This window comes from Fibrobacter sp. (assembly GCA_024399065.1).
Taxonomy (GTDB): Bacteria; Fibrobacterota; Fibrobacteria; order Fibrobacterales; family Fibrobacteraceae; genus Fibrobacter.
Genome location: JAKSIB010000055.1, coordinates 1 through 14,530, shown reverse-complemented (window position 1 = coordinate 14,530; position 14,530 = coordinate 1). Strand labels below are relative to the sequence as shown.

The window sequence follows — 14,530 nt, the reverse complement described above, 5'->3', positions numbered from 1 at the left end:
CCCAGGCTTCCTTCATGGACCTGTTCAACGGCGACGAAGAAAAGATCATGGAACTTGACCGTCGCGTTACCGCCAAGGCTGGCTTCAAGCGCGTTCTCACCATCACCGGTCAGACCTACACCCGTAAGTGGGACAACCGCGTGAACCAGGTGCTCTCTTCCATCGCTCAGTCCCTCCACAAGTTTGCAACCGACATGCGCCTCATGCAGGGTGTTAAGGAAGTGGAAGAACCCTTCGAAAAGACTCAGATCGGTTCCTCCGCCATGGCTTACAAGCGTAACCCCATGCGCTCCGAACGTATCTGCTCTCTCGCTCGTTTCGTGATGGCTCAGGTGAACAGCACCGCTATCACTCAGGCTACCCAGTGGTTCGAACGTACCTTGGATGACTCTGCTAACAAGCGTCTCGCTATTCCTGAAGCATTCCTCGCTATGGATGCTATGCTCATCATCGCTGAAAACGTGACCAACGGTCTCGTGGTTTACCCGAAGGTTATCGAAAAGCGCATCATGGCTGAACTTCCGTTCATGGCTACCGAAAACATCATCATGGAAGGCGTGAAGAATGGCGGCGACCGTCAGGAACTCCACGAAGAAATCCGCGTGATGTCTCAGGAAGCTGGCCGCGTCGTTAAGGAACAGGGTAAGGATAACGACCTTCTCGAACGCGTTCTCAAGAACGAAAAGCTCCAGAAGCTGGGCATCACCGAAGAAAAGCTGAAGGAAATCCTCGACCTTCGCAAGTTCGTTGGCCGCGCTCCTGGCCAGGTCGTGAAGTTCGTGACCGAAGAAGTCCGCCCGGCTATCGAAGCAATCGCTGACTGGGATAACATCGACGCCGGCGAATTAAAAGTTTAATCCTTCCGTCACATCGCAAAATCTAAAGTGCGGCCCTTATGGGGTCGCATTTCTTTTGTCTTGTTTGCGGAATAATAGTTTGTTATATTGCTAATGTGTGAAAGTTATTGTTCCGATAAATTGTGCGAAACTTATATTTTGAACCCTTTTCGGTACTTTGGAGGTAGGTTATGGCACGTTCAAAAATCCAAAATGAATACGATGTCTCCCAGTACATGAGTGTGGGGGAGGCTGCTGCTCTTTGGAACTTGAGCGACCGCCGTGTCCGTTACCTTTGCGAACAGGGGAAGGTTGAGGGCGTGACCCGCACGGGCCGCAGTTACAAGATTCCCCGAGGTGCCATCAAGCCTTTGGACGGTCGTGAGAACCGCTGGTTTAATATTCCCGAGGCGTTCAAGGAAATGTTTGACCGCGTGGATTCCGAGAAACGGGAGCTGGACCGCCGTCGCCCTCTGACGCCTGGGGAACTGGCCCGCCTCCGTGATGAATTTACCATCAACTACACCTACAATTCCAATGCCATCGAAGGCAACACCCTGACGCTTTCTGAGACCCGCCTGGTGCTGGAGGGCGTGACCATCGATCAGAAACCGCTGAAGGATCATTTGGAGGCGGTGGGGCATCGCGATGCTTTTCAGTACATGTTGACTCTCGTTTCTGAAGATGAACCGCTGACTGAACGCGCCATTAAGGAATTGCATTCCCTGGTGCTGATTGACCGCCCTCAAGACAAGGGCGTCTACCGCCGTATTCCGGTGATGATTTCTGGTGCAAGCCATACGCCGCCTCAGCCTTACTTGGTGCAGCCCCAGATGGAGCAGCTGGTTGCCGCCTTCAACAATTCCAAGGACCACGTTCATCCGCTGGAACGCATCTCCAAGTTCCATCTGGATTTCGAGGGAGTCCATCCGTTTATTGATGGCAATGGCCGCACTGGTCGTCTGTTGTTGAACTTCGCCCTGATGCGTGCAGGCTACCTGCCCATCGACATCAAGTTTGCCGACCGTCGTCGTTATTACGCCGCCTTCGAGGCCTACTACGGTGCGGGCGATATTAAGCCCATGGTGGATCTTGTAACCGGCTACGAGGACGAAGCTCTTAAAGAACGGTTGGTGATTCTCGCTTAACATCTCGGCATTTTTTTATATTTTTGCATAAATAGGAGGATTTATGAATAAATGTTTTGGGCTTGAGGAAACTTTGGCTTTTGCCGCAGCAATCTCTTTGGGTGTGACTGCCTGCGACAGCGACAGCACCAGTGCAAATTCTAATAACGATGAAGAGGTTTCGTCTTCATCCGTCGCCGAGGAATCCTCGTCTAGCGTTACGTCTGCGCCATCTTCCTCTAGCGTCAAGGATGAATCTTCTTCATCTGTTAGCCCGGACACCGATCCGGAATCTAGCAGCTCTTCTGCTGAAATCGAAGAATCCAGTAGTTCTGTTGCACCCACTTCTAGCAATAAGAAAACTGCTTGGGATTACTTGAATCCGGACATAGATTACGGTGAGTTTACCGATGAACGCGATGGACAGGTCTACAAGACTGTGAAAATAGGTAATCAGGTTTGGATGGCGCAGAACTTGAATTACGCCTACACTGCCGAAAAATACGACGGTCTTTCAACCTCTTTAGACTCAACAAGTTTTTGCTATGATAATAATCCGGAAAACTGCGCCAAGTATGGACGCCTGTACACATGGGCTGCAGCAGTAGGAATTCCCCAAGGGCATGGGGTCTCTTCCCTTGATTTAGATAAGACTGTTCAGGGAATTTGTCCCGATGGATGGCGCCTTCCTGAATTATCGGAATGGTATGAATTTGAGGAAAACGTTTTTGAGTTTATGGAATATGAGGATGATAATCTAAGTATGTTGTTTAAATCCTCTGATGGCTGGAATAAGGATAAAAACGGAAGAAACGCTAGCGGGTTCACGTTACTTCCTGCTGGAGTCGGGGCATTGGATGGTGATTATGAACATGTAGGAGAATCTACTTGTTTTTGGACTTCTTCGACGTATCGAGGTTGTAGTAGTTGCGTGTACATAATTGACTTGAAGTCGTCTTCAAATGAACTTGAAAAAGGTGTTGTTTATGCTTATTCTTATTCGCGATCCGTTCGTTGCATCAAGGACTCTGCTTCCAAACAACCTTCTTCTAGTTCTTCAGCGGTGTCTAGTAGCAGCGTAGAATCCAATTCTTCGACAATTTCTAGCTCCAGTGAAATTGTACCGGGTTGTCCGCAGATTGAACAAACTAAGACTTCGTGGATGTATTTGAACCCGGAGATTGATTACGAAGAATTTGTGGATTCCCGTGATTGCCAGAAGTACAAGACTGTGAAAATCGGTGATCAAACCTGGATGGCCGAAAATTTGAATTACGCTTATAACAAACCTATGGAAGGCGCTGATTCATCTAGTTTCTGTTTTGAAAATTCAAAGAAAAGATGTGAAAATCTTGGTCGCTTGTATCCGTGGTCTGTTGCAACTAAGGTGTGTCCTGAAGGCTGGCATTTGCCAAGTAAAACTGAATGGAAAACTTTGATTGATTTTGTTGGTGAAAATTCTGGAGTCAAATTGAAATCAACTATCAGTTGGGATATGTATAACGGCACCAATGATGTTGGCTTCTCCGCTTTGCCTGGCGGATATCTTGAACCTGATGACGGCGAATTTTACCTTCTCGGTGGAATTGGTAATTTCTGGTCCAGCGATGAATCCAGTGCCAACAGTGCAACTCATTTGCAGTTGTATTTTAGTGTGGATGTGGCTCAACTGGGTGCAGAACTTAAGGCCTACGGTTACTCTGTTCGTTGTTTAAAGGACTAAATAGGTGAATCGCACGGTTCTGCGCAAGGACTAAGAATCGTTAAATAAGCCGCTTAGAAAATGCAGTCGTTTTACGGCTGCTTTTCATTTATATATATTCGGGACTATGAATAATTTCACCTTCTACAGTCCTACAGAATTTGTTTTCGGTCGTTCCACGGAATCCCAGGTGGGGGACCTTTGCGTTAAACATGGTGCTAGCCGCGTGATGATTATTTATGGTGGCGGAAGTGTTGTCCGTTCCGGTTTGTTGGACCGTGTGAAGGATTCTTTGAAGGCTGCCGGTGTGACGGTCGTTGAAATGGGCGGCGTGCAGCCGAACCCCATTGATACCAAGGTCCGTGAAGGGCTTGAGATAGCCCGCGAATTTAAACCGGACTTTTTGCTGCCGGTGGGTGGCGGTTCCGTAATCGATACGGCCAAGGCTATGGCTGTGGGCTACTACTACGAAGGTGACTTCTGGGATCTTTATGAAATGGTAAACGGAAAGAAGAAGGCTACGGTAAGTCGCGCTTTGCCTATTGGCGTTGTGCTCACGATTCCTGCAGCTGGTTCCGAGGGCTCCGGCAATTCCGTGATTACCAATACCACAACGAAGGTGAAGGTGGGAATCCGTTATCCGATGCATCTTCGCCCGAAGTTTGCGGTGATGAATCCGGAACTGACCATGACTTTGCCGGAATGGCAGACAGCCAGCGGCGTCAGCGACATGATGGCCCACATTCTGGAACGCTACCTCAGTAATACTCCCGATGTGCAGATTGGTGACCGCCTTGCTGAAGGTATGCTCCTTGCCATTATGGAAAATGCGGAAAAGCTTATTGCCGACCCGCAGAATTATGAGGCCCGCGCCAATATCATGTGGAGCGCCACCATCGCTCACAACGACACTTGCTCCATCGGACGCGTAGAAGACTGGAACAGCCATGCCATGGAACATGAAATTTCTGCAGAGTACGATGTGACTCACGGCGCAGGCCTTGCGGTGATTTTCCCAGCGTTCCTGCAGTATGCGGCCAAGCATAACCCTCACAAGGTTGCCCAACTGGCTCATCGTGTTTTAGGCGTTGCCGACTCCGGAGACGTTGCTGCCGATGCAATGGCTGGCGCTCTTGCCCTTAAGACTTGGCTCCACGACAAACTCCACATGCCCGTGACTTTCGCGCAGCTCGGCGTGCCGAACCCCAATCTGGAACTTTTGAACGAACGTCTCCATAAGTTGAAGGGCGACGTTCTTAAGGGCTATATGGATTTGGATGCTGCCGCCACCATGGAAATCTACAAGTTGGCTTTGTAGAAGTACAAAACTGATTTTGTATATTGGGTAGAAAAGGGTGGTCGGTATGGATATTCAAAAGAAAAAAGTTCCAAAGGATAAGGCCTGGTCTGTAGCTACCAAGACTGCGGCTATGGCAGCCCTTGGCTTGACTGCTGGATTAGGGCTTGGGGCCTGTTCCAAGGAAGAACCTGAACCTATTATTTTCGGCGATGTGGGAACTGATTTGACCGTCTCTGTTACAGTACGAGATGACTCCGCGGATACAATGAAAGTTGATTCCACAAAAAATGATTCCACGATAATTTCTTCAGATTCTATATGCGTCCGAGACTCTTCTTCTGATGTTGCTCAAAAACTTTCCCAAATGAAGGGGCGTAAGGCTCCTTTGATGGGGAAGGCTGCTGCAATTTCTGATGACGAGGTGAATGTTATACCCAAACGTCGTCGTGCTGCTACTAATAAGTCTAAGCCGGTTCCTTTGGGTGGAGTTCCTCGTGCTCCAGAACCAAATGAAAAATAATTCTGAAAAGTGATTTTAGGCGCTGTTGTATAACGGCGCTTTTTCGTAGTCGTTGCTACTTATACTATATTGTGATTGTTAAAACTAAGGAGTTTTTATGTCCGTACAGGTTATGGTAAATGGTATTCCGGGTAACATGGGCAAGATCGTTGCTGAAACTTGCGTTGCCCGCGGTTTGGAACTTGTTCCTTATTCTCTGACTGGCGAAATCATCGTTGAAAACGAATCTGAAGTTGCCGGCAAGACTGTCCAGCTCTTGAAGCCCAGCAATCGCGAAGAACGCATCGGTGAAGTTCTGGCCAAGTACCCCAACCTCATCTGCGTGGACTACACTCATCCCACCGCTGTGAACGACAACGCCGCTTTCTATGTCAAGCATAAGATTCCCTTTGTCATGGGTACCACCGGTGGTGACCGCGAAGCTTTGACCAAGCTGGTTGCTGAAGCAAACCATCCCAGCGTTATCGCTCCCAACATGAGCAAGCAGATTGTTGCTTTCCAGACTATGATTGAATGGCTGGCAACCGAATTCCCCACAGCATTCAGCGGCTACAAGCTGTCTGTGGTGGAAAGCCATCAGAAGACCAAGGCTGACACCAGCGGTACCGCTCGTGCAGTGGTTGGCTCCTTCCAGAAGATGGGCTTCGAATATACTCCGGACGATATCGAAAAGGTCCGCGTCGAAAGCGAACAGATGGAACGTATGGGCGTGCCGGAAGAATACCTGGGTGGCCACGCATTCCACACCTACAATCTGGATAGCGCCGACGGTACCGTCCATTTCGAATTCCAGCACAATGTCTGCGGCCGTAAGATCTACGCCGAAGGTACTGTGGATGCCGTGAACTTCCTGGCTGAACAGATTGCCGCTGGCACTGCAAAGCCCTTCAACATGATGGACGTTCTCCGCTCCGGCAAGATGAGGTAAATGCGTTCCTATATCCTTAGACGCTTGCTTTTGATGATCCCGACCCTCATCGGGATTTCATTGGTATGCTTCATCCTCATTCAGCTTTTGCCCGGTGGCCCTGTGGAAGAAATGATTTCCCGTGCCCAGCAGGCTGCCGCCATGAAGGGTGGGGTAGACGCGTCCAAGGCTCTGTCGCCAGACCAGATTGCACAAATCCAGGCTTACTTCGGCTTCGACAAGCCGGCCTGGCAGCGCTACCTGACCTGGCTGTGGAACGTGCTTCACCTGGACTTGGGAACCAGCTACACCTACGGCCTCCCTGTGTGGGACGTGATTACTAGCCGTTTCCCCATATCCCTGTTTTTTGGCTTTACCTCCTTCTTCCTCAGTTACCTGATTTGTATTCCTCTGGGCCTCTGGAAGGCTGTACACCACGGAAGCAAGTTGGATTCCTTTAGCAGTGGCGTTATTTTCTCCGGCTATGTGATGCCGGGTTACGCCCTGGGTATCTTGCTTATCATCTTCCTTGCGGGCGGTTCCTATCTGGATATTTTCCCGCTGGGTGGCCTGACCTCCGACGACTTCGAGGACTTTTCCTTCTTTGAGAAAGTGCTGGACTTGGCCCACCATCTGGTGCTGCCCATCTTCTGCTACATGATCAGCGAATTTGCGTTCCTGACCTTCCTTATGAAAAACTCCGCCTTGGAGGAACTGGGCCGCGACTATATGCGCACTGCCTTGGCCAAGGGTATGAGCTTCAACCAGGCTCTGGTCCGCCACGCCCTCCGCAACGCCTTGATCCCCATTGCCACCCGCCTTTCCGAAATCTGCACCCTCATGTTCGCCGGTGCCCTTTTGATCGAGAAGGTCTTTGATATCGACGGCATGGGCTTGCTTTATTACAATTCCATGGTGAACCGCGACTACAATGTGGTCATGGGCGTGATCTTCTTGAGCAGCCTTATGGCCATGGTGGGACGCCTCTTTAGTGACATCCTTTACACCATGGTGGATCCGCGTATCAAATTTTCTTAGAAAAATTCTCTCGTCTTTCGTCTCTCGTCTCTCGTCTTTTATATATTGCTTAGCATGAATACTGAAATCGTTTCTTCTGCTGTTAAAGATTTTCTTCTTTCCCACGGCTATGCCGCTGACTTTGAAATTTCTACCATCGCTGGTGCAGGTTCGGGCCGTAAGTACTACCGAATCGCCAGTGGCGACCGCAGCTGCGTTCTGCAGGTCTCTGCCGTTGTAGACGACGATTTTAAGCGCTTTGTTGACTATTCCGAAACCTTTGCTGAATACGGTTTGCCCGTTCCCCGCGTCTATTTCGTAGACGAAGCCTCCTGCTCCGTTTTGCAGGAAGACCTTGGCGCCCACAATCTCCTGGATAACATTTTCCCCGCAGGTGCCGACAAGCGCTCCGGCAACGTCCGCATTCTCTATCCCGAAGTGATCGAAGCCCTCATCAAGTGGCAGCAGGTTTCCCGCTCCCTGTTCAGTTCCCATTCCGACATCTGGCTCCGTCGTTTCGACTTTGCCGCCCTCAAGTGGGAAACGGACTACTTCACCGAAAACTATTTGAAGGCTCACAAGGCCATTACCGAAATTCCGGAATCTGTCCGTAACTTCTACTCCATGCTGGCCCTTTCTGTGGATGCTCAGCCCAAGGCCTTGATGCATCGTGATTTCCAGAGCCAGAACATCATGGTGAAGCCGGATTCCGAAATCGCATTCGTGGACTACCAGGGCGCACGCCGTGGTTCCATGTTCTACGACCTGGCTTCCTTGCTGTGGGACCCTTACGTTTGCCTGTCCCTTGCCGAAATCAAGGACTTCTTTGAATACTGGCGCACCTCTTTCCGCGGCACCAAGACCTACACTCAGCAGGATGCCTGGGAAGCTTTCGTTTATGCTAGCCTCCAGCGCGTCATGCAGGCCATGGGCGCCTACTGCTTCCTTTCCAAGGTGAAGGGAATCCAGAAGTTCGAGCAGTATATCGAACCGGGCAAGGCTCAGCTCCGTGTTCTGTTTAGCGAATTCAAGAAGATCGCAAAGGCCACAAGCCCCGAAGTCTTCGAGTTCATGGACAAGGCTCTGGCTTAATTAAGATTTATGAATTACGAATTACGAGATGATCGAATTCGTAATTTTTTTTTTGACTTTTTGGTTTGGGTAATTTAGATGGCTTTAGTTTACACGAAGTTTTACGCACAAAGTGATACTTTTGGTCGTGCTCTTGGTTTTGCTTACGATGCGTTGGTGCATGGACCTCTTCAGTTTGACGCCATGGCAACGTGGAAGAATCTGGCTGAACGTGTAAAGCAGGGAATCTATATGGGCGAGGGCTTGCTCCTGCCCCATACCCGGGTGCCCGGCCTTGCTGAACCCCTCATGGCCTTTGTGGTTTGCCCCGAAGGCTTTACCGGAATCGAGATTCGTGGGGGAGAAAAGGCTCAGTTCATGTGCGTGCTGCTCTCTCCTGCAGAATCTGCTACCGCCCACACCACCGTCATCGCGGACATGGCTAAGAAAATGCTGAACCCTGAATGGAAGGCAAAGGCCCTCAAGGTCACTACAGACCAGGAAATCCGCGAATTGTTCGCGTAAGGCATAGAGAACAGGACGATTGTTCATGAAAAAGAATAGGCCGCACATTTTGTGCGACCTTTTGTAATTTGAACAGGGATGTTCGATTATAGAGCCTTGATTTCTTCAGGAGTGAGACCTGTGCATCGTGCAACTTTTTCTACAGAATCACCTTCGGCAAGCAAGGCCTTGGCAAGATCTCTCTTTTCCAAAGCGCGGCCCTTGAGTAGGGCGCTTGCCAAACGGGTTTCGTTTTCTTCCTTCGTAACCATGTCCTTTACCTGAGCCGTTAAGAGTTCCTCGTCTGCATTCTCTACGCGGATGCGCTTCAGGGCGTCTTCAACGGCGCTGTTTCCAAAAGTGGGAAGTTCTGTGCCGTCACTGGCGTGGTTCAGCAGGTAGAGCCATGCGTCCAGGGCGCCTTGCACATCCTTTGCGGATTTCTTGAAGTTTGGCAGACTGATGATAATATACTTATTTTTCGGGAAGATGGAAACGGGATGGCCGGACTCGATGCTGTTGCGACTGCTGAGATGCCACTCGTCCATGTAGGGTGCGCCTTCCTTTGATTTTGATTCATCGGAGATCGAAGTTTCGTGTCCGGGCAAGTCGAAGTCACACAACCAAATGGCGATAGATTCAGGCAACTCGTACCGACGGCTTTCCCTCTCCACTTTCGAAAGTTTCTTGAATTCCGGCGATCGTTCCATTTCCTGCTTGCCCTTGATTATCAGGAAGGCCTTGTAGAGAATTGCTCGGTCAATGAAGTAGTCGTGTTCCGCCTTCTGCATTTCAATGTCAAGAAATCGCCCGGAACCTGTGGTGGCGAAAATATCCAGAATGACTTTCTTTCTTTGCGGCGTGCGGAAGTTTATTGTCTTGTCAAAGGAGAAATTGATTGTCTTGATTTTATCATCGCCTTCTAAATTCAGAACCGCATCAAGAAAGTCCTTGAGGGTATCTTCACTGTCAAAAAGTTCCTTGAAAGCGGGATCGTATTTCGGGTCTAAGTAAACTTGCCCGATAAGCTCCGCCGGAATTTCCCTGGTGTGTTTATTAGTTGTACTTTTGTTCATTTTTCCTCCATGTTAAAAGTTGAGCCTACTATTAACACGCAGGAAACGCCCAAATGGGAACCGCTTTTTATGAAAAATTTTGTTTGTACGCGTAAACGATGATAATCCTGTTGGTGGTGTTTTGAAAACTTTCCCTTCCACAAATTATGAAGTAGCATCTGCTAGTGTATGTTGTAGCTTCCATAAATTATGAAGTATCTTCAGCAGGTGTGATTTGTTGTTTCTGCAAATTATAATGCAGTTTCTTCTAGCGGATGTTTGGTCTTCCGCAAACTATGATGTAACTTGTGCTAGTGTGAGTTGTTGCTTCTATAAATTATAAAGTAACTTCTACTAGTGTGATTTGTTGCTCCTGCAAATTATGATGCAGTTTCCTCTCGTGGGTGTTGGGCCTTCTACAAATTATTGTGTATCAGACACAACAAAAAATGGTGGTGCTACGACTGAAAATGCCTTTTTTGCCCCTAGAGTTTGTTTCTTGTGCAACTGATTTGTAGTTTATTACTGGAATTTGAGGCGAAACCTCAAAAGGAGTTAGGATATGGACTACAAGCAAAGTCAAGGTTTCCGCAGCTATAATTTGCTGTCGTATGTCGAAGTTCATCGCAAAATCTTCGAAAATATGCGAAAAATCGACAATCCCATGGTTTCCGGGGCAATTGATGCCTATGGAAAACTTCTGAGCCAACTGGAAACGATGGTGAAAACACCTGTGCCAGGGTATGTTTCTGAATGGAACGAGGAACGTGCTCGTGCCTACAGGATTTGCCAGACTGCAGTAAGGTCTCTGGAGGAGTTTGATTCTGATCAGGATCGCGCAACCGTGACGGAACTATCAAGGGCCTTCTCGCATTATATTGCGGGGGCGGCTTCTCCGAAGGTGACGACGGCGATTGAACATGCCCTAACGTTGTCCAAGAAAATCCCTGCGGAACAGCTAGAAAAACTTGCCGTCAAGTCGCGTATCGACTACCTGGAACAGGTTCACAACAATTACCTAAGGAGTCGTAATGCAATCAGTAGCAATATTGCCGCAGCCAATAACAGCGAGGTAAAAACTTACCGTCACTGCTGTGATGTGGCCTTCAGGAATTCCCTGGAGTTAACTAAGAAAATGAATAGCCTGGGTGACGAATCCTGCCAGGAATTCCTCCGCTGGATGAGTGCTGCGTAACGTCGTGTAATATGCTGCTAGTGCCGCGTGTAGCTGCTATAGCCTTGCACTTCTCGAGAAGATGAATCAGGAACCCCTAGGTAATATCTTTATAGCGATGAAGAAACGAGTTTTAATTGGGGCTATACTGCTTATCGTAAAGCAGGATCTGGTGATTACGGTGCAATTGAAATTATGGTCGGCAACTTTATAGATCATTTTTTCCTTGATATGATTGGTTATGGAGTGTATAATTAAGATCGGAGTTCGTATGAAAATGAAATTTTTTATTGTCTTTCTGTTAGCTTTTAATGTTTGCGCCCTGGCGAAAGATGACATTGCTTTTGCTGATGGAGAAAATTATAAAACAGAGCTGATAACACAGGATTATTTTGATGACGTTAAGTATCTTGCTGTGCATGTGGAGGAATTTTTTGAAACTTCGCAACTTCTGCCCGATCAAGATGGCTTTTATATATACATGGGAATGTACGACCATACCCTTAGTTATGGCCCAGGCAATGGTGTTGTTATCGCTTTTGTCGCAAATAATTCAAGAAAATTAAATATGCTTCGCTTGTTGCTGTATCCTTGTGAGGCTCCAGGCATTTATAAATGCCGGAAGTGTCTTAAGAAATATATTTGGAAAGATAAGGACGATCTTGTGGAAAAATGTACTTCAAAGTCGCAAATATCCGATAGCTTATACGCACTGCTTCAAAAGTTTATGAATGAAAATCGTATGTCTATTTCAGGTTATCCTCTAAATCTTTATTCAAGGCGTGGTGAACAATGTAATATGAATGCATTTAGAATCATACGCCGCAGTAAATCAGGAGAAAATAAAGTTATCAAGATGGCTCCTCCTGGTTGTATAGACAACGAAATGAAAATGAATAAGGAACTTGATGAGTATATTTATTTGTATGAGTATTTCTATGCTCTTTTCCATGAAAATTTTAAAGAATGTCGTTGGAATGTTTTTACAAATAAAAAGAACTTCAACAAATGCCTTAGTTATTGATTATGGTTATTAAACAGAAGATGTTTTTTTTGCTCATTTCTATCATGCTTCTTTTTACGGGCTGTGGTCCGTGGCATATCAAAGGGTACACTCGTAACCCTTTTGAATGGGCGGATGTCCTTTGGGAAGCTCCGGTTGACATAAACTCTGAAGAAGAGCAAGTGTTTGAGGTGCCATTTGTTAAGTATGGAAAACGTTTTTCAATCTGCTATGATACTACAATTGTTGCTAGTGGAAATGAAATCACTCAGAATGACCATGTGCAGATGTCGTTTTCAATAGGAAACTCTGTATTTGTTGGCGAAGAGCCTCTCATTTGGGGCCCAATGGAAGGGGCTTGTTTGGGGAATGGTGGAAAAGGGGTCACTGGAGTCTACTTCTTTCTTCCGGATGATTTTGATTTAGAGACCGGAGGTACGTTGAAAGTCAAGTTTTCCCGTATCAAACATTTGAAAAATGTTCGTAATCCAAGGGTTGTCCTTGTATACAAGGTCCCTACGAAATGATTATTTTATATTAGTATAACGGATTGATGGAAAAATTATATATGGATAATCTAACTAAACGTACAACATTAATTTCAGCTTGGTATTGAGGGCTTCCTCGATTGTCACCCTCTTTGTCAATTTTAATTATATTGTTATCCATAGGATGCTCTCTTTTTAGGTTGATTTGTGGTTATTTCAAATCTAAAAATTGGAACATCCTATTTTTTTTTAACCCCCTTAGAGGAATTTGCGAAAGACAATATACGTTATCAAACTTATTGCATAAACTTCAACAATCGATACGAAACGAGAGTATATTTAAACCATCAAATTAATGAATATGGCTTGCGAAAAGCCCTCTATTAAAAAATCTACAAGTCCATTATGGTTATTAAACAGAAGATGTTTTTTTTGTTCATTTCTATTATGCTCCTTTTGACGGGCTGTGGTCCGTGGCATATCAAAGGGTACACTCGTAACCCTTTTGAATTGGCGGATGTTCTTTGGGAAGCTCCGGTTGACATTAATTCTGAAGAGGAACAAGTATTCGAGGTTCCCTTTGTCCGGTATGGAAACCATTTTTCTATTTGCTTTGAATCTACGTTTGATTCAAATGAAGATGATTGGCGTAATATGGCTGCCGTATCAATGTCTTTTTTGATTGGCGATTCAACCTTTTCGGGTGGAGCCACGCTTCCGGGTCGCAGGCCAGAGGGCTTGTGTCTCGGACGAGGTGCTGATGTTGTTTCCTTTAAAGTGCCTCAGGGCTTAGATCTTGAAACAGGAGGAACTTTGAAAGTTAAATTCTTTCGAACAGAATATTTGAAGAAAAACTCAAATCCGAAGGTTCTCCTTGTGTATTCAAGCGCACTTAAATAATCAATTATATTATCAGATGTGTCAGCTACCCATTTTTGTAAGCTTCCCCATAATCGCCTATTTAACCTAATCTTTTTTTAAATAAAGTTTATTTTGCTATGAGATTATGATGAAATATTATTTAATGTTTGTTGGCTTGCTAATTGTTTCTTGTTCTGTTGGCTTGCGTGATTCTTTTCGGGAAGAACGCTTAACGATTATCTATAAATCTTATGAAAAAGAAAATTCGTACGTTCCTAAAAACGCTCAGGTTCTTGCTTATGATATTTGTGAGAAGAATGTTGATGATATCGAAATTCGGTATCCTTGTGATTTAAGCGATTCTTTACTTGCCTATATTTTATTGAACTTAAACTCAAAGGAAGAATCCGAGGGTGTCAAATCTGCTGTTACTGATTTGTTTTATGCACCCGTTTTATATGATGTTCCAGAAAACTTAATGAATGAAAAAACGTCGTCTGCGAGAATGAAAGATCTGCTAATCCCACGTTTTGATAAGACTGTTAGTCAAAATACTATTTATGTTAGTGAATCAGGTAAGGAATCTTCATATTGTGCTTCGCTTGATGGGAAAAAGTGTTCTTATTTGTTTGCTGGAATCATGCTGGGTGAAAAAAAAGAGGGAACAGTTTTTGAACGATATTTTCATTTATACATAAATGAATTTGTTGAAAAAAAATTAAGCTTAAATGACGTGGTTGAAATCTTCAAGCCGCGTCTTGAAACAACATCTTTGGGACTATCTTGCAATGTTCGATATGGACCGATGTATTTTTCCCACGATGGTAAATGGTTGTATGAGTATAAAAAAAATCGTAATTTTATAGAAAACAAGAAATTGGTTGCTGTAGACAGTGTACTAAAAGAAGTGCTTTTTTTTGAGTATTAAGGAGTCTTTGTGTGAGTTTCTTTATATTCAAAACTAT

15 protein-coding genes are annotated in these 14,530 nt (G+C 46.0%); 14 read left to right on the top strand and 1 reads right to left on the bottom strand.

Translation table 11 applies throughout. From position 1 onward, the window contains the following. From MJZ25_15535 to MJZ25_15495, 9 genes are all read left to right on the top strand, one after another. A partial coding sequence (locus MJZ25_15535) for an adenylosuccinate lyase (GenBank protein ID MCQ2125586.1) occupies positions 1–857 on the top strand: 857 nt, incomplete at its 5' end. 170 nt (positions 858–1,027) lie between these two features. After that, the gene (locus MJZ25_15530) at positions 1,028–1,984 is read left to right on the top strand and encodes a Fic family protein (protein MCQ2125585.1); all 957 of its coding nucleotides are present in this window, start codon (positions 1,028–1,030) and stop codon (positions 1,982–1,984) included. Positions 1,985–2,027: 43 nt separating this feature from the next. Beyond that, complete coding sequence (locus MJZ25_15525; protein ID MCQ2125584.1) at positions 2,028–3,686, top strand: fibrobacter succinogenes major paralogous domain-containing protein; 1,659 nt, start codon at positions 2,028–2,030, stop codon at positions 3,684–3,686. A gap of 106 nt (positions 3,687–3,792) precedes the next feature. Beyond that, positions 3,793–4,983, top strand: a complete 1,191-nt coding sequence (locus MJZ25_15520; GenBank protein ID MCQ2125583.1) for an iron-containing alcohol dehydrogenase — start codon at positions 3,793–3,795, stop codon at positions 4,981–4,983. Positions 4,984–5,029: 46 nt separating this feature from the next. Continuing rightward, positions 5,030–5,485, top strand: a complete 456-nt coding sequence (locus MJZ25_15515) for a hypothetical protein (protein ID MCQ2125582.1) — start codon at positions 5,030–5,032, stop codon at positions 5,483–5,485. A 97-nt stretch (positions 5,486–5,582) separates the two neighbouring features. After that, positions 5,583–6,413 (top strand): dihydrodipicolinate reductase, encoded by an 831-nt coding sequence (gene dapB / locus MJZ25_15510; protein ID MCQ2125581.1) that lies wholly within the window; start codon positions 5,583–5,585, stop codon positions 6,411–6,413. Then, positions 6,414–7,430 carry an ABC transporter permease subunit gene (locus MJZ25_15505; GenBank protein ID MCQ2125580.1) on the top strand — a complete coding sequence of 339 codons (1,017 nt, stop codon included), beginning with the start codon at positions 6,414–6,416 and terminating at the stop codon, positions 7,428–7,430. 54 nt (positions 7,431–7,484) lie between these two features. After that, entirely contained in the window at positions 7,485–8,501 is a 1,017-nt protein-coding gene (locus MJZ25_15500; GenBank protein ID MCQ2125579.1) for a phosphotransferase, read from the top strand. A 78-nt stretch (positions 8,502–8,579) separates the two neighbouring features. Beyond that, positions 8,580–9,005, top strand: a complete 426-nt coding sequence (locus MJZ25_15495; GenBank protein MCQ2125578.1) for a PTS sugar transporter subunit IIA — start codon at positions 8,580–8,582, stop codon at positions 9,003–9,005. An 86-nt stretch (positions 9,006–9,091) separates the two neighbouring features. On the opposite strand, the gene MJZ25_15490 is transcribed toward MJZ25_15495, so the two are convergent. Beyond that, complete coding sequence (locus MJZ25_15490) at positions 9,092–10,060, bottom strand: Rpn family recombination-promoting nuclease/putative transposase (GenBank protein MCQ2125577.1); 969 nt, start codon at positions 10,058–10,060, stop codon at positions 9,092–9,094. A 541-nt stretch (positions 10,061–10,601) separates the two neighbouring features. Here MJZ25_15490 and MJZ25_15485 point away from each other — a divergent pair. From MJZ25_15485 to MJZ25_15465, 5 genes are all read left to right on the top strand, one after another. After that, the gene (locus MJZ25_15485; protein MCQ2125576.1) at positions 10,602–11,234 is read left to right on the top strand and encodes a hypothetical protein; all 633 of its coding nucleotides are present in this window, start codon (positions 10,602–10,604) and stop codon (positions 11,232–11,234) included. A 250-nt stretch (positions 11,235–11,484) separates the two neighbouring features. Next, positions 11,485–12,237: a hypothetical protein gene (locus tag MJZ25_15480; GenBank protein MCQ2125575.1), complete on the top strand. Its 753-nt coding sequence runs from the start codon at positions 11,485–11,487 to the stop codon at positions 12,235–12,237. A gap of 2 nt (positions 12,238–12,239) precedes the next feature. Further along, the gene (locus MJZ25_15475; GenBank protein MCQ2125574.1) at positions 12,240–12,743 is read left to right on the top strand and encodes a hypothetical protein; all 504 of its coding nucleotides are present in this window, start codon (positions 12,240–12,242) and stop codon (positions 12,741–12,743) included. Between the two features lie 366 nt (positions 12,744–13,109). Next, on the top strand, positions 13,110–13,604 hold the full coding sequence (locus MJZ25_15470) for a hypothetical protein (protein ID MCQ2125573.1): 495 nt from the start codon (positions 13,110–13,112) through the stop codon (positions 13,602–13,604). Positions 13,605–13,710: 106 nt separating this feature from the next. Then, on the top strand, positions 13,711–14,493 hold the full coding sequence (locus tag MJZ25_15465) for a hypothetical protein (GenBank protein ID MCQ2125572.1): 783 nt from the start codon (positions 13,711–13,713) through the stop codon (positions 14,491–14,493). Positions 14,494–14,530 lie beyond the last annotated feature (37 nt).

Excerpts from the sequence above, each read along its gene's own strand:
- MJZ25_15530 (MCQ2125585.1), top strand. The coding sequence starts at position 1,028 with ATGGCACGTTCAAAAATCCAAAATGAATACGATGTCTCCCAGTACATG.
- MJZ25_15525 (MCQ2125584.1), top strand. The coding sequence starts at position 2,028 with ATGAATAAATGTTTTGGGCTTGAGGAAACTTTGGCTTTTGCCGCAGCA.
- MJZ25_15520 (MCQ2125583.1), top strand. The coding sequence starts at position 3,793 with ATGAATAATTTCACCTTCTACAGTCCTACAGAATTTGTTTTCGGTCGT.
- MJZ25_15515 (MCQ2125582.1), top strand. The coding sequence starts at position 5,030 with ATGGATATTCAAAAGAAAAAAGTTCCAAAGGATAAGGCCTGGTCTGTA.
- dapB (MCQ2125581.1), top strand. The coding sequence starts at position 5,583 with ATGTCCGTACAGGTTATGGTAAATGGTATTCCGGGTAACATGGGCAAG.
- MJZ25_15505 (MCQ2125580.1), top strand. The coding sequence starts at position 6,414 with ATGCGTTCCTATATCCTTAGACGCTTGCTTTTGATGATCCCGACCCTC.
- MJZ25_15500 (MCQ2125579.1), top strand. The coding sequence starts at position 7,485 with ATGAATACTGAAATCGTTTCTTCTGCTGTTAAAGATTTTCTTCTTTCC.
- MJZ25_15495 (MCQ2125578.1), top strand. The coding sequence starts at position 8,580 with ATGGCTTTAGTTTACACGAAGTTTTACGCACAAAGTGATACTTTTGGT.
- MJZ25_15490 (MCQ2125577.1), bottom strand. The coding sequence starts at position 10,060 with ATGAACAAAAGTACAACTAATAAACACACCAGGGAAATTCCGGCGGAG.
- MJZ25_15485 (MCQ2125576.1), top strand. The coding sequence starts at position 10,602 with ATGGACTACAAGCAAAGTCAAGGTTTCCGCAGCTATAATTTGCTGTCG.
- MJZ25_15480 (MCQ2125575.1), top strand. The coding sequence starts at position 11,485 with ATGAAAATGAAATTTTTTATTGTCTTTCTGTTAGCTTTTAATGTTTGC.
- MJZ25_15475 (MCQ2125574.1), top strand. The coding sequence starts at position 12,240 with ATGGTTATTAAACAGAAGATGTTTTTTTTGCTCATTTCTATCATGCTT.
- MJZ25_15470 (MCQ2125573.1), top strand. The coding sequence starts at position 13,110 with ATGGTTATTAAACAGAAGATGTTTTTTTTGTTCATTTCTATTATGCTC.
- MJZ25_15465 (MCQ2125572.1), top strand. The coding sequence starts at position 13,711 with ATGATGAAATATTATTTAATGTTTGTTGGCTTGCTAATTGTTTCTTGT.